This is a genomic window from Escherichia sp. MOD1-EC6162 (assembly GCF_002965125.1).
GTDB classification, from domain to species: Bacteria; Pseudomonadota; Gammaproteobacteria; order Enterobacterales; family Enterobacteriaceae; genus Escherichia; species Escherichia marmotae.
The window spans coordinates 242,950-261,627 of sequence record NZ_PTSB01000001.1; the positions used below are offsets into that span (position 1 = coordinate 242,950).

Consider the following 18,678-nt stretch of genomic DNA (forward strand, 5'->3'; position numbering starts at 1 on the left):
CTCAGTTGCCCAGCAAACGCAGCATTTCAGCTTCGTCGATCACTTCAATGCCCAGTTCCTGCGCTTTCGCCAGTTTAGAACCTGCGGCTTCTCCGGCAATCACCAGGTCGGTTTTCTTCGACACGCTGCCCGCCACTTTCGCGCCCAGTTCGACCAGGCGAGCTTTAGCGTCATCACGCGACATCTGACTTAAGCTACCCGTGAGCACCACCGTTTTACCAGCAAACGGGCTGTCGATCTCTTCCGCGTTGATGACTACCGGCGCAGGCCAGTGAACGCCTTCCGCCAGCAGTTCACTGATGACATTACGGTTACTTTCTTCGGCAAAGAAGTTGTGCACATGAGATGCGACGACAATTCCAACATCGGGCACTTTTTGCAGCTCTTCAATCGAAGCCGCTTCCAGCGCTTCCAGCGTGCCGAAATATGCCGCCAGACCTGATGCCGTTGCCTCACCGACTTCGCGTATGCCAAGCGCATAAAGGAAGCGGGCAAAGGTGGTTTCTTTCGCTTTTTCCAGTGCGTTAACCACGTTTTGCGCCGATTTCGGCCCCATTCTCTCCAGCCCGGTGAGCTTACCCGCCGTTAACTTGAACAGATCCGCAGGCGTATGGACATATTCTTTTTCAACCAACTGGTCGATGATTTTGTCTCCCATACCGTCAACGTCCATCGCGCGACGGGAAACAAAGTGTTTCAGCGACTCTTTACGCTGGGCGGCGCAAATCAAACCACCAGTACAGCGAGCCACAGCCTCGCCTTCCACTCGTTCCACGTCAGAACCGCATACCGGGCAATGCGTCGGGAATACTACCTCACGAGTATCTTCCGGGCGTTCAGAAAGCACCACGTTAACCACTTGCGGGATCACGTCGCCAGCACGGCGAATCACCACTTTATCGCCAATACGTAAGCCAAGACGTTCGATTTCATCGGCATTGTGTAGGGTGGCGTTGCTCACCAGCACACCCGCGACATGGACAGGTTCGAGACGTGCAACAGGCGTAATCGCGCCAGTACGCCCAACCTGAAACTCGACGTCACGCACAAAAGTCATCTGCTCCTGTGCCGGAAATTTAAACGCCACTGCCCAACGAGGGGCGCGCGCAACAAAGCCAAGCTGTTCCTGCTGCGCCAGGGAGTTGACCTTAATTACCACGCCGTCGATATCAAAGCCCAGCGTCGGGCGGTCTTCTTCTACTTTATGGTAGAACGCCAGCACCTCTTCCGCCGATTCGCATAACGTGACGCGATCGCTGACCGGTAATCCCCACTTTTTAAATTGCAGTAAACGACCAAGATGAGTATCTGGCAGCTCACCGCCTTCCAGCACGCCAACGCCGTAGCAGAAGAAAGTGAGCGGCCGCTTGGCTGTGATACGCGGATCAAGCTGACGCAATGAACCTGCCGCCGCATTACGTGGGTTAGCAAACACTTTTCCGCCCGTGCGTCGCGCATCTTCGTTGATCTTTTCGAAGCCCGCCTGCGGCAGGAACACTTCACCACGCACTTCCAGACGCGCCGGGATATTCTCACCGTGTAGTTTCAGCGGAATGGCGCGAATAGTACGGACGTTAGATGTGATGTCTTCCCCGGTAGTGCCATCGCCACGGGTTGCTGCACTCACCAGTACGCCATTCTCATACAGTATGCTGACGGCAAGGCCATCGAGCTTCAGCTCACAGCACCAGGTCACTTTTTCGTTACTTTTCAGACGATCCTGAACGCGTTTGTTGAAAGCAAGAAAACTCTCTTCATCAAAAACGTTATCCAGCGACAGCATCGGTACTTCATGACGGATCTGGCTGAAAGCCGCTAACGGTGCTGCACCTACACGTTGAGTGGGTGAATCAGGGGTAATCAGTTCTGGATGTTTGGCTTCCAGCTCGCGCAGTTCGCGCATCAGGCGATCGTATTCAGCGTCAGGAATTTCCGGCGCATCCATCACATGATAAAGATATTCATGATGACGAAGCACCGTTCGCAGTTCTGTCAGTTGTTGTTCGATTGATTCCATATCGCACCATCAATGCTAAAAACCCCCGACAAGCGGGGGTTCGAAGAGAAGTTGATTTAATTTAAGTGTATCAGGCGTTAGCGTCTTTCACTTCGCGGATGATGTCCTGATACTCGCGCAGTTTCTGCGGAGTCATCATACGGCGCTGATCATCAAGCACCACGCCGCCCACTTCATCAGCGATATGCTGCGCAGATTGCAGCATCAGCTTGAAGTTTTGCAGTTCATCACCATAAGACGGCACCTGCATAAAGATAGTGACACCCGGTGTAGTGAAATCCTTCATTTCAGGATCAAATGTTCCCGGTTTCACCATATTCGCCAGGCTGAATAACGCCGGGCCACTGCCGTCCGGGCTAAGATGACGATGGTAAATATTCATATCGCCAAAGATAAAGCCCGCCTGCTGAATGCTGTTAAGAAGCAGTTCACCATTCAGCTCGTTACCGTGATGCGCTGCGACGTTCATAATGATCACCGCTTCTTTGCGCTTCGGCTTATCCATGACAGGCACCGGTTCAGCCACAGGCTCAGGCTGCGGTGCTGCTACGGGTTCCGCAGTCTGGAAAGCCTGCTGCGCCGGTTGTGGCGCTGGCTGTGTCGGCTGCGGAGCTGACTGTACCTGCGAAGCAACAGGCTGTTCAGGCTGCGGCGGGTAGGCCGGCTGCTGTACTGGCTGTGGTTGCTGAACAGGATGCGCTGAATGCGGAGCATGTTGCGGCGATACCTGCGCTTCAGGCGGCTGCTGAACCGGTTGACGCGGCTGCGCAGACGCATAAGGCGGTTGGTACTGGTGTTGCGGCGACGGACGAGCAGCCTCATGCTCCAGGGCGTTAGCCGGGGCATGATTTACGCGGTGAACACGAACCTCACCAACGCCCTCATCATCTTCGACATCCTCGTCATAAGAATCGTCGTCACGTTTTGACTTCATTCGTTTTAATGGCCGATCGCGGAACATAGAAGATCGTTCTTTACGGCTGGTCCAGAAACCATGTACCAGTAAAGCGATTATGGCGATCGCGCCAACAATGATTAATATCAGACGCAAATCCTGCATCATTATATTCTCTGTTGTTCTAACACCTTGCCACCACGGCAAACATTTACTCACTAAGAGTATTTGCCGATTACCTCAAGTGCAAGTGCACTCTTAACTTTCACAGCACAAAGATAGATGAAATCGTGCTTTTTGCTGTTTTTTCGAACATATCCTAACTGTCCATTGCGCAATTACCCGGTAAAATACGCAGAATTTTCCTGGGATTGGTCAAAAGGAGCATATCCTGATTATGATTTCAACATTCACATCTTCCCCACGCAGCGGTTTTTACTATTTTGCGCAAGGCTGGAAGCTCGTCTCGCAACCCGGGATTCGGCGTTTTGTTATTTTACCTCTGTTGGTCAATATTTTGTTGATGGGAAGTGCATTCTGGTGGCTCTTTACTCAACTGGATGCCTGGATCCCATCATTAATGAGCCACGTGCCTGACTGGCTGCAATGGTTGAGCTATTTGCTGTGGCCTGTCGCGGTTATCTCCGTTCTACTGGTTTTTGGCTATTTTTTCTCAACTATTGCGAACTGGATTGCCGCACCGTTTAACGGTTTATTGGCTGAACAGTTGGAAGCCAGGTTGACAGGCGCTACGCCGCCGGATACCGGCATCTTTGGCATCATGAAAGATGTGCCGCGAATTATGAAACGCGAATGGCAAAAATTTGCCTGGTATCTGCCACGCGCCATCGTATTGCTGCTCCTCTACTTCATCCCGGGCATCGGGCAAACCGTCGCGCCAGTACTGTGGTTCCTGTTCAGTGCCTGGATGTTAGCCATTCAGTACTGCGACTATCCGTTCGACAACCACAAAGTGCCGTTCAAAGAGATGCGCACTGCCCTGCGCACGCGCAAAATCACCAATATGCAGTTTGGCGCATTAACCAGCCTGTTCACGATGATCCCGGTGCTCAACCTGTTCATCATGCCAGTGGCCGTCTGTGGCGCGACAGCAATGTGGGTCGATTGTTATCGCGCTAAACATGCATTGTGGAAGTAACAGTCTCCTGGTTATTTTGTAAACTTTTTGTATGGAAGAGGGGTGGCTTATGCCACCCTTATTCCATCTTGCAAGCCATTATTTCCCTTCTGCATATAGATATGCTAAATCCTTACTTCCGCATATTCTCTGAGCGGGTATGCTACCTGTTGTATCCCAATTTCATACAGTTAAGGACAGGCCATGAGTAAGATTTTTGAAGATAACTCGCTGACTATCGGTCACACACCGCTGGTTCGCCTGAATCGCATCGGTAACGGACGTATTCTGGCGAAGGTGGAATCTCGTAACCCCAGCTTCAGCGTTAAGTGCCGTATCGGTGCCAATATGATTTGGGATGCCGAAAAACGCGGCGTGCTGAAACCCGGCGTTGAATTGGTTGAACCAACCAGCGGCAACACAGGTATTGCTCTGGCTTATGTGGCTGCCGCTCGCGGTTACAAACTCACCCTGACCATGCCAGAAACCATGAGTATTGAACGCCGCAAACTGCTGAAAGCTCTGGGCGCAAACCTGGTGTTGACCGAAGGCGCGAAAGGCATGAAAGGCGCAATTCAAAAAGCAGAAGAAATTGTCGCCAGCAACCCAGAAAAATATCTGCTGCTGCAACAATTCAGCAACCCGGCGAATCCAGAAATTCATGAAAAAACCACCGGTCCGGAGATCTGGGAAGATACCGATGGTCAGGTTGATGTATTTATTGCTGGTGTTGGTACTGGCGGTACGCTGACCGGCGTCAGCCGCTACATTAAAGGCACCAAAGGCAAGACTGATCTCATCTCTGTCGCCGTTGAGCCAACCGACTCTCCCGTTATCGCCCAGGCGCTGGCAGGTGAAGAAATCAAACCCGGCCCGCATAAAATCCAGGGCATAGGTGCTGGCTTTATCCCGGCTAACCTTGATCTTAAACTGGTCGATAAAGTTATTGGCATCACCAATGAAGAAGCTATCTCTACCGCACGTCGTCTGATGGAAGAAGAAGGCATTCTTGCTGGGATCTCTTCTGGCGCGGCGGTTGCCGCTGCATTGAAGCTGCAAGAAGATGAAAGCTTTACCAATAAGAATATTGTGGTTATTCTGCCATCATCGGGTGAACGTTATTTAAGCACTGCATTATTTGCCGATCTCTTTACCGAGAAAGAATTGCAACAGTAATGCCAGGTTGTTAGAAATGCGTAAAAAAGCACCTTTTTAGGTGCTTTTTTGTGGCCTACTTCAAATTTTCGCCCCTCCTGGCATTGATTCAGCCTGTCGGAACTGGTATTTAACCTGACTAATTATTTTGATGCGCGAAATTAATCGTTACAGGAAAAGCCTTAGCTGAATCGATTTTATGATTTGGTTCAATTCTTCCTTTAGCGGCATAATGTTTAATGATGAACGAAACGTCAGCGGCCAACATCCGCCAGCAATGGACTGCATAGAACACTTCGTGCGTCGCGTCTGTTAAAACTGGCGCTAACAATACAGGCTAAAGTCAAACCGCCAGGCTAGACTTTAGTTCCACAACACTAAACCTATAAGTTGGGGAAATACAATGTTCCAGCAAGAAGTTACCATTACCGCTCCGAACGGTCTGCACACCCGCCCTGCTGCCCAGTTTGTAAAAGAAGCTAAGGGCTTCACTTCTGAAATTACTGTGACTTCCAACGGCAAAAGCGCCAGCGCAAAAAGCCTGTTTAAACTGCAGACTCTGGGCCTGACTCAAGGGACCGTTGTGACTATCTCCGCTGAAGGCGAAGACGAACAGAAAGCGGTTGAACATCTGGTTAAACTGATGGCGGAACTCGAGTAATTTCCCGGGTTCTTTTAAAAATCAGTCACAAGTAAGGTAGGGTTATGATTTCAGGCATTTTAGCATCCCCGGGTATCGCTTTCGGTAAAGCTCTGCTTCTGAAAGAAGACGAAATCGTCATTGACCGGAAAAAAATTTCTGCCGACCAGGTTGATCAGGAAGTTGAACGTTTTCTGAGCGGTCGTGCCAAGGCATCAGCCCAGCTTGAAACGATCAAAACGAAAGCTGGTGAAACGTTCGGTGAAGAAAAAGAAGCCATCTTTGAAGGGCATATCATGCTGCTCGAAGATGAGGAGCTGGAGCAGGAAATCATAGCCCTGATTAAAGATAAGCACATGACGGCTGACGCTGCTGCTCATGAAGTTATTGAAGGTCAGGCTTCTGCCCTGGAAGAACTGGATGATGAATACCTGAAAGAACGTGCGGCTGACGTGCGTGATATCGGTAAGCGCCTGCTGCGCAACATCCTGGGTCTGAAGATTATCGACCTGAGCGCGATTCAGGATGAAGTCATTCTGGTTGCCGCTGACCTGACGCCGTCCGAAACCGCACAGTTGAACCTGAAGAAGGTACTGGGTTTCATCACCGACGCGGGTGGCCGTACTTCCCACACCTCAATCATGGCACGCTCTCTGGAACTGCCAGCCATTGTGGGTACTGGTAGCGTCACCTCTCAGGTGAAAAATGACGACTATCTGATTCTGGATGCCGTAAATAATCAGGTTTACGTCAATCCAACCAACGAAGTTATCGATAAATTGCGCGCTGTTCAGGAGCAAGTAGCTTCTGAAAAAGCAGAGCTTGCTAAGCTGAAAGATCTGCCAGCCATTACGCTGGACGGTCACCAGGTAGAAGTGTGCGCTAACATCGGTACTGTTCGTGACGTTGAAGGTGCAGAACGTAATGGCGCTGAAGGCGTTGGTCTGTATCGCACCGAATTCCTGTTCATGGACCGCGACGCGCTGCCGACTGAAGAAGAACAGTTCGCGGCCTACAAAGCTGTGGCTGAAGCGTGTGGCTCGCAGGCGGTTATTGTTCGTACCATGGACATTGGCGGCGACAAAGAGCTGCCGTACATGAACTTCCCGAAAGAAGAGAACCCGTTCCTCGGCTGGCGTGCTATCCGTATCGCGATGGATCGTAAAGAGATTCTGCGCGATCAGCTCCGCGCTATCCTGCGTGCCTCTGCTTTCGGCAAATTGCGCATCATGTTCCCGATGATCATCTCTGTTGAAGAAGTACGCGCACTGCGCAAAGAGATTGAAATCTACAAACAGGAACTGCGCGACGAAGGTAAAGCGTTTGACGAATCAATTGAAATTGGCGTGATGGTGGAAACACCGGCTGCCGCAACAATTGCGCGTCATTTAGCCAAAGAAGTTGATTTCTTTAGTATCGGCACCAATGATTTAACGCAGTACACTCTGGCAGTTGACCGTGGTAATGATATGATTTCACACCTTTACCAGCCAATGTCACCGTCCGTGCTGAACTTGATCAAGCAAGTTATTGATGCTTCTCATGCTGAAGGCAAATGGACTGGCATGTGTGGTGAGCTTGCTGGCGATGAACGTGCTACACTTCTGTTGCTGGGGATGGGTCTGGACGAATTCTCTATGAGCGCCATTTCTATCCCGCGCATTAAGAAGATTATCCGTAACACGAACTTCGAAGATGCGAAGGTGTTAGCAGAGCAGGCTCTTGCTCAACCGACAACGGACGAGTTAATGACGCTGGTTAACAAGTTCATTGAAGAAAAAACAATCTGCTAATCCACGAGATGCGGCCCAATTTACTGCTTAGGAGAAGATCATGGGTTTGTTCGATAAACTGAAATCTCTGGTTTCTGATGACAAAAAAGATACCGGAACTATTGAGATCATTGCTCCGCTCTCTGGCGAGATCGTCAATATCGAAGACGTGCCGGATGTCGTTTTTGCGGAAAAAATCGTTGGTGATGGTATTGCTATCAAACCAACTGGCAACAAAATGGTAGCTCCGGTTGACGGCACCATTGGTAAAATCTTTGAAACCAACCACGCGTTCTCTATCGAATCTGATAGCGGCGTTGAGTTGTTCGTCCACTTCGGTATCGACACCGTTGAACTGAAAGGCGAAGGCTTCAAGCGTATTGCTGAAGAAGGTCAGCGCGTAAAAGTTGGCGATACTGTTATTGAATTCGATCTGCCGCTGCTGGAAGAGAAAGCTAAGTCAACCCTGACTCCGGTTGTTATCTCCAACATGGACGAAATCAAAGAACTGATCAAACTGTCCGGGAGCGTGACTGTGGGTGAAACCCCGGTTATCCGCATCAAGAAGTAATTCTTGCCACAGTGAAAAATGGCGCCCGTGGGCGCCATTTTTTTATGCTTCCGCCAGCGGCGGCAAAATCAATTCATCGCTTTCATGCTGCTGGGTATAACACATCACCTCCAGCACGCGTAAACCTGCGCTGTGCACTGCGTCGGTTAACGCCTTCCCTTTCAGTAATCCACTGATAAGTTGAGCGCAAAACAGATCGCCAGTACCTTTAAGATCCGTTTTTACCCGAGAGTGGGAAATGACATTCACGCTATCGGCACTGACCACCACCACCTGCATATCCTGATTGTCTTCATTGCCGGAAGCGCTGGTAATAACCACCCATTTTAATGTCTCTGAAAGCAGGCTTTTTGCAGCGGCAATGGCGCTGTCGAGATCGCGGCAGTTTTTACCGGTCAGGATTTCCAGCTCAAAGATATTTGGCGTAATCCCCTGCGCCAGTGGCAGTAAATATTGCCGATACGCATCGGGAAGGTCAGGTTTGACGTAAATACCACTATCAATATCGCCAATCACCGGATCGACCATAATCAGCAAGTCAGGATGCTCTTCGCGTAAGACTGTCAGCCATTCGGCAAGGATTCTAATTTGTGACGCTGTCCCCATATAGCCTGTAGTCACCGCACGTAACTTACGCAGCGCATCACGCTCTTTCAGTGCGCGCAAATAACCGCTAAACCACTCGTCCGGAATCGCACCACCGTAGAACGTGTCATAATGCGGCGTATTACTCAGCAACACGGTCGGTACGGCAAAGACATTCAGGCCGTTCTGTTTAATGGCAGGCACGGCAATGCTGTTGCCTACGCTGCCATACACCACCTGCGACTGCACGGCGACGATATCCGCCTGCAACGCCCTGCTCTTATCGTTAAACAACAACAAACTACTCATTTAATAATTTCTCCTTGCCGATGATCCTCATCGTACCCCAACCGAAACTTTACCTGATTCTGGCAGTCAAATCGGCTAATACAACACAAGGATAAGGCAATTCAGTGAAGAAAATCATTTGTCTGGTCATCACACTGCTGATGGCACTCCCCGCTTACGCGAAGTTAACTGCCCACGAAGAAGTCAGAATTAACGCCATGCTGGAGGGATTAGCGCAGCATAAGGATTTGATATTCATACGCAATGGCGATCAACATACTTGTGATGAAGCAGTTTCGCATCTGAAGTTGAAGCTCGGCAACACACGCAACCGCATTGATACCGCCGAGCAGTTTATTGATAAGGTGGCTTCGTCGTCATCCATTACCGGGAAGCCTTACATCGTGAAGATGCCCGGTAAGAGCGATGAAAATGCGCAACCTTTTTTACATGCGCTGATTGCGCAGACGGATAAAACAGTGCCTGAGGAAGGGAATTAATCCGCTTTGGCAAGGCATTTACAGGAGGTAACATGAAAAAATGCTTTATTTATAACGATGAAAAATCGAGTAAATTTTGGTGGATAGATTACGAAGGGGATAGTTTAGCTGTCAACTATGGCATTTGTCGGCAGCAACAACTGCCGACAAATCAGATTATTGACAAAGTGCACTTTGTTTATGCCGGATGCGGCGTAAACGCCTTATCCGGCCTACAAAATATTGCTAATGCAATATATTACAGGAACCTTGTAGGCCTGATAAACGTAGCGCATCAGGCTGTTTTGCGTTTGTCATCAGCCTCCAATGCTATTAATCCTTAAATCCCCGCCCCCTGGCTAAAGTGTTCTTCGCCAAACACCCCGGTGGAAAGGTAGCGATCGCCACGATCGCAGATGATCGCTACCACCACTGCGCCAGGGTTGGCTTTTGCCACGCGTATCGCACCGGCAACCGCGCCGCCGGAGCTGACGCCGCAGAAAATCCCTTCCCGCACCGCCAGTTCGCGCATGGTGTTTTCCGCGTCGCGCTGGTGAATATCCAGTACCTCGTCCACCAGAGAAGCGTTAAAGATGCCCGGCAGATATTCCGCTGGCCAGCGGCGAATCCCCGGAATGCTGCTACCCTCTTCCGGCTGCAGGCCAACAATCGTTACCGGTTTGGATTGTTCGCACATAAACCGTGACACGCCGGTGATGGTGCCAGTCGTCCCCATGCTGGAGACAAAATGCGTAATGCGACCGCCGGTTTGCTGCCAGATTTCCGGCCCGGTGGTGGTGTAATGCGCATAAGGATTATCGGGGTTATTGAACTGGTCGAGCAGCTTGCCTTCACCACGATTCGCCATCTCCAGCGCCAGATCGCGTGCGCCTTCCATGCCCTGCTCTTTAGTGACAAGAATCAGTTCCGCACCGTAGGCACGCATCGCCGCGCGACGTTCCTGGCTCATGTTGTCGGGCATCAGCAATTTCATGCGATAGCCTTTTAGCGCGGCGATCATTGCCAGCGCAATGCCTGTGTTACCACTGGTGGCTTCGATTAACACATCACCGGGTTTAATTTCCCCACGCTTTTCCGCCTCGACAATCATTGATAATGCCGCGCGGTCTTTCACCGAACCCGCAGGGTTATTCCCTTCCAGTTTTAACCACACTTCACTGCCGTTATCCGGCCCCATTCGCTGCAACTTCACCAGAGGCGTATTGCCAATTGTTTGTTCTAATGTACTCACGATCTCTGTCCATACGTGGTGTTGCCTGATGCGACGCTTGCGCGTCTTATCAGGCCTACAGGTTACAAACCTTGCCATTAAAAAGCCCGGATCGCGGGATGCGCCTCCGGGCGTTTAACATTTACTCAACCTATCAGGCGCTTTGTGCGAGAGCAAGCTCCTCATCGCGGGTTTCAATACGCTGATCGCCGTTATACAAGCGCGCATGTTGCAGGCCAACGAATAAACGCTCACCGCGTTGCGGGGCGTCATCGCCATGCATCACAACTGTCAGCGGTTCGTTGTACCACCCCAGCGGTTGTACGACTAATTGGGTGTAGTGTCCTTTCGGACTGGCTTCCAGTACCTGTACCGGCAGCGGCGAATCGAGGCTGGTGCGGCGACTGATATCCACTTCCCACGGACGCAGGAAGAGATCCACCGGCCCCTGATATGCAGGCGTATACCCCAGCGGCCAGCGATGCGCGCCAACGTGGAACTGCCCGCCGCGAATAATTCCCTGTAAGCGGTTCACTTCGCCCATAAATTCGAGCACAAAGCGGGTCGCCGGTTCACGCCAGACCTGATCCGGCGCATCCGCCTGTTCGATATTGCCCTGGCTCATCACGACCACACGATCGGCAACTTCAGTCGCCTCTTCCTGATCGTGAGTGACGAACACACTGGTAAATTTCAACTCTTCGTGAAGCTGACGCAGCCAGCGACGCAGTTCTTTACGCACCTGCGCATCCAGCGCGCCAAACGGTTCATCAAGCAACAGAATTTGCGGTTCCACGGCAAGCGCACGCGCCAGCGCCACACGCTGTTTCTGACCACCAGAAAGCTGCGCCGGATAACGATCTGCCAGATGATCAAGCTGCACCATCTCCAGTAACTGGGTGACTTTCGCTTTGATCGCCGCCGCATTTGGGCGCTCTCGACGCGGCAGCACCGTCAGGCCAAAGGCGATGTTGTCGAACACCGTCATATGGCGGAACAGCGCGTAATGCTGGAACACAAATCCCACTTTACGATCGCGCGCGTGCAGGCGGCTGACGTCGGTGCCGTGGAAGCGAATATGCCCGCTGGTTTGATGCTCCAGCCCGGCGATAATCCTCAGCAGCGTGGTTTTCCCGGAGCCGGACGGCCCCAGTAACGCGACCATCTGACCAGAAGGAATATCCAGTGAGATATCGTTCAACACCTGGGTGCGACCAAATGACTTCTTAATCCTGGCAATCTCAATGCTCATGATGTACCTCCTGCTGCGCGCGTTTTTCCTGATTCTCCAGACGCCACTGCAACATACTCTTTAAAAACAGGGTGATAATCGCCATCAGCGTCAACAGCGCGGCGGCGGTAAAGGAGCCGACGGTATTGTAGTCCTGCTCCAGCAATTCAATCTGTAATGGCAGCGACAGGGTTTCGCCGCGAATCGAGCCGGAAACCACCGATACCGCACCAAACTCGCCAATCGCGCGGGCGTTAGTCAGCACCACACCATACAGCAGCGCCCAGCGGATGTTCGGCAACGTAACGCGGCGAAACATCTGCCAGCCAGACGCGCCAAGCAAAATCGCCGCTTCGTCTTCCTGGCTGCCCTGACTTAACATCACCGGCACCAGTTCACGCACCACAAACGGACACGTCACGAAGATAGTCACCAGCACCATTCCCGGCCAGGAGAACATAATTTGCAGATTATGTTCGTCAAGCCAGCCGCCCAGCGGGCCGTTGGAGCCGTAGAACAGCAGATACACCAGACCGGCGACTACCGGCGACACCGCAAACGGAATATCCAGCAGCGTCAGCAGCAACTGACGCCCCGGAAAATCAAAACGCGTCACCAGCCAGGCCAACAGGATGCCGAACACCAGGTTCACCGGCACAGCAATCAGCGCAATCATCACCGTCAGCCAGATAGCGTGCAGCATGTCCGGATCTGCCAGGTTCTGTAATACCGGCATGATCCCCTTGCTGAATGCCTGCACAAAGATGTAAATCATCGGCACGAGCAGGATGAACGCTGACACCAGCATCCCCGTACCAATCAAAAACCATTTGCCCCAGTTAATCGGGCGCGCGTCATAACGCTTCAACTGTGTAACTTCCGCCATTAATGACCTACCACACGCCGACCGAAGCGACTTTGCAGAGTGTTAATAGAGAACAGCAGCAGCAGCGATGCTGCGAGGATCACCGAAGCAATCGCGCTCGCCGCCGGGTAATCAAATTCCTGTAAGCGAACAAAAATCATCAGCGACGTTACTTCCGTCTTCCAGGCGATGTTCCCGGCGATAAATATCACTGCGCCAAACTCACCAAGACTACGGGTAAACGACAGCGCCACGCCCGCCACCAGCGCCGGAGAAAGCTCCGGCAGCACCACTTTGCGGAAACTCTGTAAACGTGTTGCGCCGAGCGTTTCTGCCGCTTCTTCGTATTCCGGCCCTAATTCTTCCAGTACCGGCTGCACGGTTCGCACCACAAACGGAATGCTGGTAAAGGCCATCGCCACCGCGATCCCCAGCCAGGTATAGGTCACTTTGATATCAAACTTCGCCAGCCATTCGCCGTAAAAACCGTTCACGGAAAAGAGCGACGCCAGGGTTAAACCCGCGACCGCTGTCGGTAGCGCGAAGGGTAAATCCATCAGCGCATCAAGCAGCGTGCGCCCCGGAAAGCGATAGCGGGTTAAGATCCACGCCATTAACAGACCGAAAACGCCGTTAAAAATCGATGCCACAAACGCTGACAGCAGCGTCACTTTGTAGGCCGCGACCACCTGCGGATTGGTGATCACCTCCCAGTACTGCGCCCAGCTCATCTCAGAAAGCTGCATCACCAGCGCGGAAAGCGGCAGTAACAATATCAGGCACACAAACAACAGACTGGTGCCAAGGCTTAAGGTAAAGCCCGGCAGCACGCGTCTTGAAGAAACTGCAAACATCAGTTACGCCCCGCAGCCAACAGCTTGTCTAACTCACCGCCGCTGGTAAAGTGGGTTTTCATCACTTCTGGCCAGGAGCCAAACTTATCTTCCACGCGGAACAGTTCGGTCTGCGGGAATTTATCTTTCAGCTTGTCCATGACTTCCGGGTTATTCACGCGGTAGTAATAGTCGGTGATGATGGTTTGCGCCTGCGGGCTGTAGAGCCAGTTCAGATAAGCTTTTGCGGCTTTTTCCGTACCGTTGGCCTGCACGTTTTTATCCACCCATGCCACCGGGAATTCCGCCAGAATATTGGTTTTCGGAATCACCACTTCAAAACCCTGCGCTTCATACTGTTTGCGGATGTTGTTCACTTCCGACTCAAAACTTATCAGCACGTCGCCCAGGCCACGCTCGGCAAAGGTTGTGGTCGCGCCACGACCGCCGGTATCGAAGACTTCAACGTTTTTCAGGAACTGGGTCATAAACTGTTCGGTTTTGGCTTTATCGCCGCCGTCCGCTTTATCGGCTGCGCCCCACGCTGCTAAGTAGGTATAACGCGCGTTACCGGAGGTTTTCGGATTCGGGAAAATCAGCTTCACGTCGGAACGCACCAGATCGTTCCAGTCGTGGATATTCTTCGGGTTGCCCTTACGCACCAGGAAACCCATCGTGGAGTAGAACGGCGAGCTGTTATTCGGCAGGCGCGACTGCCAGTCCGCCGGGATCAGCTTGCCTTTGTCGTGCAGGATCTGCACGTCGGTCACCTGGTTATAAGTTACAACATCGGCTTTTAAGCCCTGCAAAATCGCCAGCGCCTGTTTTGATGACCCGGCATGAGATTGTTTTATCGTCAGTTTGTCACCGCCGTTATCTTTTGCCCATTGTTGCTCAAACGGCGGATTCAGGGCAGCAAACAGCTCGCGGGAGACGTCATAAGAACTGTTCAGCAGTTCCGTTGCCTGCACGTGGCCAGCCAGCAGCAGAGAAGCGACCAGCGCGAGAGAGTTCTTTTTCAGTAAGTTAACGGCCATTGCGCACCCTTATATATTTAATGACTTTCTAATAGCCATCATATTTATAACGGGCGTGAAAGGAGTAACGGTTTTATATACCGTTTGGTGATTTGGAAGTTAAAAAGAGAATAAGGCGAAATCCTCCCCACTGATGCAGGGAGGAAACAGAGGTGAATCAGATGTCGACGCTGACCGTCTCTGGCAGTGTGCTGCCGCCATCGATCACATTCTGTGTACCCGTTAAATAGCTGGACTCATCCGACGCCAGGAAGGCTGCCAGCTCGCCTACTTCCAGCGGATCAGCGAGGCGACGCAGCGGAATTGCTTTCGCCATTTCAGTCAGTACTGATTCCGGATCTTGCGGATTCGACTGGCGAGCGATGTTTTCCGCCATTGGCGTGCGCACGTAACCAGGGCAGATTGCGTTAACGCGAATCCCCGACTGAGCATACTCCACTGCCAGCGATTTGGTCAGGCCAACAATCGCCGCTTTCGACAAGGCATACGCCGTTTCGCCCGGATCGGCCACCATATCGCCAGTAACCGAAGACATCATCACAATGCGACCATCTTTGCGGGCAATCATCTCCGGTAGAACTGCCTTCGTGACGTTCCACACGCCTTTGATATTGATATCAATATGGAAATCGCGATCGTCATCGCTCATTTCCAGAAAACTACCCAGACGGCAAACACCTGCGTTATTCACCAGAATATCAATGCGCCCTTCTTTTTCCTTCGCGCGCTTGATCGCTGCCGTAACCGACGCCGGGTCGCGTACATCGGCAATTACCGCCGTACAGCGATGACCGCGACCACACAGCTCGTCTGCCAGCTTTTCAATCTCAGGGGAGATATCCAGCAAGATTAGGTTTGCGCCATGACGCGCAAAGGTTCTGGCAATACCTTCGCCAATACCTTGCGATGCGCCCGTAATCAGTGCTGTCTTGCCCGTGAGTTTACCCATTTCAAGTTTCTCCTTTTGAATACAGAGCATTACGCCCTATTGTCCCTACCATACCTGAATGACAGATCAATGCTGAGGAGTGGATCTAAATTCAGGGAAATCTTAAGTAAAATCACCCATAACCACAACTCAGCCATTGCGCGAATTCACTGCTGTACATAATCAGGCAGGGAGATATGATTCACGCCAGATGAAATTATTTGAAGACAAATATTTAAGGTGATTGCCTATGCAACTTGAAAAGATGATTACTGAAGGCTCCAACAATGCCTCTGCTGAAATTGACCGCGTATCGACGCTGGAAATGTGTCGGATCATTAACGAAGAAGATAAAACCGTACCGCTCGCCGTTGAGCGCGTACTACCGGATATCGCAGCGGCGATTGATGTTATCCACACCCAGGTGAGCGGCGGCGGTCGTCTGATTTATCTCGGCGCGGGAACTTCCGGTCGTCTGGGTATTCTCGATGCCAGCGAGTGCCCCCCCACTTACGGCGTGAAACCAGGTCTGGTCGTTGGTTTGATTGCTGGCGGCGAATATGCCATCCAGCACGCGGTGGAAGGCGCGGAAGACAGCCGGGAAGGCGGCATCAACGATCTGAAAAATATTACTTTAACGGCGCAGGATGTGGTGGTTGGTATTGCCGCCAGTGGACGCACGCCATATGTGATTGCCGGGTTGGAATACGCGCGCCAGTTGGGTTGCCGTACGGTCGGTATTTCCTGTAATCCGGGAAGCGCGGTTTCCACCACCGCAGAGTTTGCTATTACGCCAGTCGTCGGGGCTGAAGTGGTTACCGGTTCTTCGCGGATGAAAGCAGGTACGGCGCAGAAACTGGTGCTCAACATGCTCTCCACCGGGCTGATGATTAAGTCAGGCAAAGTGTTTGGCAACCTGATGGTCGATGTGGTCGCCACCAACGAAAAATTGCACGTGCGCCAGGTCAATATCGTCAAAAACGCGACCGGATGTAGCGAGGAACAAGCGGAAGCGGCATTGATTGCCTGCGACCGTCACTGCAAAACGGCCATTGTGATGGTGCTGAAAAATCTCGATGCCGCAGAAGCGAAAAAACAACTGGATCAATACAATGGCTTTATTCGTCAGGTTTTAGACAGGGAATAACCCATGACAAATTTGAAGACATCTCCTGGCTGTTCATACACCTGAGCAGTGATCCGCTCAGTTGTGCCGTGCTGTTTACACCACGCTCTTTGGCTGCCATAACGTCAATCTGGACTAAGCAGTAGCTTAGAGACAAAACAGCCCGATGCGCTACGCTTATCGGGCCTACAGGTTGACTGCAATTTATTAAGTTTGAACGATCTTACACGCCGGATTAAGCATTTACGCCGCATCCGGCAAGACGCTACAAGTGCGTGAGTAAAACTTACAGCGCCATCAGTTTGTCCAGCGACGGTGCAAAGTAATAGCCGCCAGTGACTGGTTTGGTAAAACGTAACATTGCGTCACGTTTGCCATCGGTATCGCCAAACATACTCAGCAACTGCTGCTCAATGTTATGCAAACGTGCACAGTAAGCGCAGAAGTACAGGCCGTGCGTGCCGCTGGCGGTGCCATATGGCAGGCTCTGGCGAACAATCTTCAGGCCTTTGCCATCTTCTTTCAGATCAACACGGGTCAGGTGAGAAGTTTCCGGACGCTCATCGCCATCGATCTCTTCGTTGGCTTCTTTAGTACGGCCGATCATCATTTCCTGATCGTGAACGCTCATACGGTTGAGTTGCTTCAGGTTGTGTTCCCAGCGCTGCACAAACACATAGCTGCCGCCCGCATCCACACCGTCTTTGATGACCGCCACTTCGCGACGCGTCTCTTCACCCGCCGGATTTTCCGTGCCGTCAACAAAGCCGCTCAGGTCACGCTCTTCCACCCAACGGAAGCCGTGGATCTCTTCTTTTACCTCAATGCAGCCGCCAAAGGCTTCCATCGCCGCCTGGGCCACGGAGAAGTTTACGTCGTGACGCAGAGAAAGAATGTGGATTAACACATCGAACTGGGTCGTCGGCGCAAGACCTTTTCCGTAACCCGGAAAATCTTTTAGCTCTTCGGCTCCCACGCCGCCGCTCAGAGCACGCCAGGTGTTGTTGCCAAAGGCGACAACCGCGCCAAGATGCGCGTCCGGGTATTTTGCTTCAAAGGTTGCCAGTTTATCGGCAAAGTTTTTACTGGCCGCACGCAGGGCATCAACTTCCCCTTTTACGTTGGCTTCGATCCAAATCGCCGCGCGGCAATGTTCTGGCAAAATGCCACTCTGAACCTGAGACATTGTTCCTCCTGAAATAAGAATGCCACGCAATCCGTGGCATTGTTGAGCGCTATTTTACGTGTTTTTTGTGGCGACGGTTTGTTCAGACGCAAATTAACGCCGCCAGATGATTTTACTGACTTTCCAGTTTTTCAGGGTATCGTCAGAAGGCATTAACCCTTCAGGACCACTCCACTCACCGCTAAACTGGTAGCTAATATGTTGACTGCCTTCGGCTTTACATTCGACGGCACGATTATCATCACCGTCTGCTTTTTTGCAATTGCCAAATGCTTTGCTGTAAAGGTCACTAAACGGTGTACCGATTTTAACCCCCGTGTCAGCAGGAATATCGCTATCTGAGACATCAATGCGGCTGATTGTACCTTGATCACCGTTGATAACCATCGCCACGCTGTCGCCCTTCATCACTTCAAAAAAGCGCACCACATTACCGTTCGCGGTTTTCATTCCGCTGCGCAGCCGATAATCACCATCAAGCGCATCGGCAATGGCTTGTTCTTGTAGTGGCGTGGACGCCGTTAATTTGCCAACGCCTTGCTCGCTCACTTTAGTGGACGAGCCAAACCAGTTCCACGGATTAGCGGCAGACCAGTTAACTGACGACATGGTGGAACAGCCGGTCAGCATCAACGGCATAGCGCATAACATTAAACGCAGCGATTTCATGTCACTTCCTTTGGTTATTCAATAACGTTGCT

At 51.7% G+C, this 18,678-nt stretch carries 18 protein-coding genes and 1 pseudogene; 8 read left to right on the top strand and 11 right to left on the bottom strand.

From position 1 onward, the window contains the following. Position 1: 1 nt before the first annotated feature. Together ligA and zipA are read right to left on the bottom strand one after the other, a co-directional pair. Positions 2–2,017: an NAD-dependent DNA ligase LigA gene (gene ligA, locus A9587_RS01175; RefSeq protein ID WP_000443718.1), complete on the bottom strand. Its 2,016-nt coding sequence runs from the start codon at positions 2,015–2,017 to the stop codon at positions 2–4. A 70-nt stretch (positions 2,018–2,087) separates the two neighbouring features. Continuing rightward, positions 2,088–3,080, bottom strand: coding sequence for a cell division protein ZipA (gene zipA / locus A9587_RS01180; protein WP_105263360.1), 993 nt, complete (start codon positions 3,078–3,080; stop codon positions 2,088–2,090). Positions 3,081–3,309: 229 nt separating this feature from the next. Between zipA and cysZ the strand changes: the two genes are divergently transcribed. The 5 genes from cysZ to crr all read left to right on the top strand — a co-directional run bounded on the left by cysZ (position 3,310) and on the right by crr (position 8,188). Then, positions 3,310–4,071: a sulfate transporter CysZ gene (gene cysZ / locus A9587_RS01185; protein WP_105263361.1), complete on the top strand. Its 762-nt coding sequence runs from the start codon at positions 3,310–3,312 to the stop codon at positions 4,069–4,071. A 183-nt stretch (positions 4,072–4,254) separates the two neighbouring features. Beyond that, positions 4,255–5,226 carry a cysteine synthase A gene (gene cysK / locus A9587_RS01195; RefSeq protein ID WP_000034402.1) on the top strand — a complete coding sequence of 324 codons (972 nt, stop codon included), beginning with the start codon at positions 4,255–4,257 and terminating at the stop codon, positions 5,224–5,226. Between the two features lie 382 nt (positions 5,227–5,608). Continuing rightward, positions 5,609–5,866, top strand: coding sequence for a phosphocarrier protein Hpr (gene ptsH, locus A9587_RS01200; RefSeq protein ID WP_000487600.1), 258 nt, complete (start codon positions 5,609–5,611; stop codon positions 5,864–5,866). Positions 5,867–5,910: 44 nt separating this feature from the next. Beyond that, positions 5,911–7,638, top strand: coding sequence for a phosphoenolpyruvate-protein phosphotransferase PtsI (ptsI, locus tag A9587_RS01205; RefSeq protein ID WP_000623129.1), 1,728 nt, complete (start codon positions 5,911–5,913; stop codon positions 7,636–7,638). A 40-nt stretch (positions 7,639–7,678) separates the two neighbouring features. Beyond that, entirely contained in the window at positions 7,679–8,188 is a 510-nt protein-coding gene (gene crr / locus A9587_RS01210) for a PTS glucose transporter subunit IIA (RefSeq protein ID WP_000522247.1), read from the top strand. A 42-nt stretch (positions 8,189–8,230) separates the two neighbouring features. Here crr and pdxK read toward each other — a convergent pair whose 3' ends face one another. Then, positions 8,231–9,082 (bottom strand): pyridoxine/pyridoxal/pyridoxamine kinase, encoded by an 852-nt coding sequence (gene pdxK / locus A9587_RS01215; protein ID WP_000096626.1) that lies wholly within the window; start codon positions 9,080–9,082, stop codon positions 8,231–8,233. 104 nt (positions 9,083–9,186) lie between these two features. Here pdxK and A9587_RS01220 point away from each other — a divergent pair, with 104 nt between their 5' ends. Both A9587_RS01220 and A9587_RS01225 read left to right on the top strand, forming a co-directional pair. Beyond that, complete coding sequence (locus A9587_RS01220; protein WP_016262231.1) at positions 9,187–9,561, top strand: YfeK family protein; 375 nt, start codon at positions 9,187–9,189, stop codon at positions 9,559–9,561. Positions 9,562–9,593: 32 nt separating this feature from the next. Beyond that, positions 9,594–9,683, top strand: a pseudogene (locus A9587_RS01225) (WGR domain-containing protein); the annotation flags it as partial. Between the two features lie 197 nt (positions 9,684–9,880). On the opposite strand, the gene cysM reads toward A9587_RS01225, so the two are convergent. The 6 genes from cysM to ucpA all read right to left on the bottom strand — a co-directional run bounded on the left by cysM (position 9,881) and on the right by ucpA (position 15,686). Then, positions 9,881–10,792 carry a cysteine synthase B gene (gene cysM, locus A9587_RS01230; protein ID WP_105263362.1) on the bottom strand — a complete coding sequence of 304 codons (912 nt, stop codon included), beginning with the start codon at positions 10,790–10,792 and terminating at the stop codon, positions 9,881–9,883. Between the two features lie 133 nt (positions 10,793–10,925). Further along, complete coding sequence (cysA, locus tag A9587_RS01235; protein WP_105263363.1) at positions 10,926–12,023, bottom strand: sulfate/thiosulfate ABC transporter ATP-binding protein CysA; 1,098 nt, start codon at positions 12,021–12,023, stop codon at positions 10,926–10,928. Next, positions 12,013–12,888, bottom strand: coding sequence for a sulfate/thiosulfate ABC transporter permease CysW (gene cysW, locus A9587_RS01240; protein ID WP_000852694.1), 876 nt, complete (start codon positions 12,886–12,888; stop codon positions 12,013–12,015). Before cysW ends, cysA begins: the two co-directional genes overlap by 11 nt. Further along, complete coding sequence (gene cysT, locus A9587_RS01245; protein WP_000458417.1) at positions 12,888–13,721, bottom strand: sulfate/thiosulfate ABC transporter permease CysT; 834 nt, start codon at positions 13,719–13,721, stop codon at positions 12,888–12,890. Before cysT ends, cysW begins: the two co-directional genes overlap by 1 nt. Further along, on the bottom strand, positions 13,721–14,737 hold the full coding sequence (cysP, locus tag A9587_RS01250) for a thiosulfate/sulfate ABC transporter substrate-binding protein CysP (RefSeq protein ID WP_000290223.1): 1,017 nt from the start codon (positions 14,735–14,737) through the stop codon (positions 13,721–13,723). The genes cysT and cysP overlap by 1 nt, the downstream gene beginning before the upstream one ends. Before the next feature lie 157 nt (positions 14,738–14,894). Beyond that, positions 14,895–15,686, bottom strand: coding sequence for an SDR family oxidoreductase UcpA (ucpA, locus tag A9587_RS01255; RefSeq protein ID WP_105263364.1), 792 nt, complete (start codon positions 15,684–15,686; stop codon positions 14,895–14,897). 229 nt (positions 15,687–15,915) lie between these two features. Between ucpA and murQ the strand changes: the two genes are divergently transcribed. Further along, positions 15,916–16,812, top strand: a complete 897-nt coding sequence (murQ, locus tag A9587_RS01260; protein ID WP_001516831.1) for an N-acetylmuramic acid 6-phosphate etherase — start codon at positions 15,916–15,918, stop codon at positions 16,810–16,812. 265 nt (positions 16,813–17,077) lie between these two features. Here the strand turns inward: murQ and yfeX are convergent, their stop codons facing one another. Then, positions 17,078–17,977 (bottom strand): porphyrinogen peroxidase, encoded by a 900-nt coding sequence (gene yfeX, locus A9587_RS01265; RefSeq protein ID WP_000084587.1) that lies wholly within the window; start codon positions 17,975–17,977, stop codon positions 17,078–17,080. A gap of 93 nt (positions 17,978–18,070) precedes the next feature. Next, entirely contained in the window at positions 18,071–18,646 is a 576-nt protein-coding gene (locus A9587_RS01270) for an RpoE-regulated lipoprotein (protein WP_000838961.1), read from the bottom strand. Positions 18,647–18,678: the final 32 nt, after the last annotated feature.

What these genes read in the sequence shown, in the direction of transcription:
- ligA (WP_000443718.1), bottom strand. Translation starts at nt 2,017, where the DNA reads ATGGAATCAATCGAACAACAACTGACAGAACTGCGAACGGTGCTTCGT.
- zipA (WP_105263360.1), bottom strand. Translation starts at nt 3,080, where the DNA reads ATGATGCAGGATTTGCGTCTGATATTAATCATTGTTGGCGCGATCGCC.
- cysZ (WP_105263361.1), top strand. Translation starts at nt 3,310, where the DNA reads ATGATTTCAACATTCACATCTTCCCCACGCAGCGGTTTTTACTATTTT.
- cysK (WP_000034402.1), top strand. Translation starts at nt 4,255, where the DNA reads ATGAGTAAGATTTTTGAAGATAACTCGCTGACTATCGGTCACACACCG.
- ptsH (WP_000487600.1), top strand. Translation starts at nt 5,609, where the DNA reads ATGTTCCAGCAAGAAGTTACCATTACCGCTCCGAACGGTCTGCACACC.
- ptsI (WP_000623129.1), top strand. Translation starts at nt 5,911, where the DNA reads ATGATTTCAGGCATTTTAGCATCCCCGGGTATCGCTTTCGGTAAAGCT.
- crr (WP_000522247.1), top strand. Translation starts at nt 7,679, where the DNA reads ATGGGTTTGTTCGATAAACTGAAATCTCTGGTTTCTGATGACAAAAAA.
- pdxK (WP_000096626.1), bottom strand. Translation starts at nt 9,082, where the DNA reads ATGAGTAGTTTGTTGTTGTTTAACGATAAGAGCAGGGCGTTGCAGGCG.
- cysA (WP_105263363.1), bottom strand. Translation starts at nt 12,023, where the DNA reads ATGAGCATTGAGATTGCCAGGATTAAGAAGTCATTTGGTCGCACCCAG.
- cysW (WP_000852694.1), bottom strand. Translation starts at nt 12,888, where the DNA reads ATGGCGGAAGTTACACAGTTGAAGCGTTATGACGCGCGCCCGATTAAC.
- cysT (WP_000458417.1), bottom strand. Translation starts at nt 13,721, where the DNA reads ATGTTTGCAGTTTCTTCAAGACGCGTGCTGCCGGGCTTTACCTTAAGC.
- cysP (WP_000290223.1), bottom strand. Translation starts at nt 14,737, where the DNA reads ATGGCCGTTAACTTACTGAAAAAGAACTCTCTCGCGCTGGTCGCTTCT.
- ucpA (WP_105263364.1), bottom strand. Translation starts at nt 15,686, where the DNA reads ATGGGTAAACTCACGGGCAAGACAGCACTGATTACGGGCGCATCGCAA.
- murQ (WP_001516831.1), top strand. Translation starts at nt 15,916, where the DNA reads ATGCAACTTGAAAAGATGATTACTGAAGGCTCCAACAATGCCTCTGCT.
- yfeX (WP_000084587.1), bottom strand. Translation starts at nt 17,977, where the DNA reads ATGTCTCAGGTTCAGAGTGGCATTTTGCCAGAACATTGCCGCGCGGCG.
- A9587_RS01270 (WP_000838961.1), bottom strand. Translation starts at nt 18,646, where the DNA reads ATGAAATCGCTGCGTTTAATGTTATGCGCTATGCCGTTGATGCTGACC.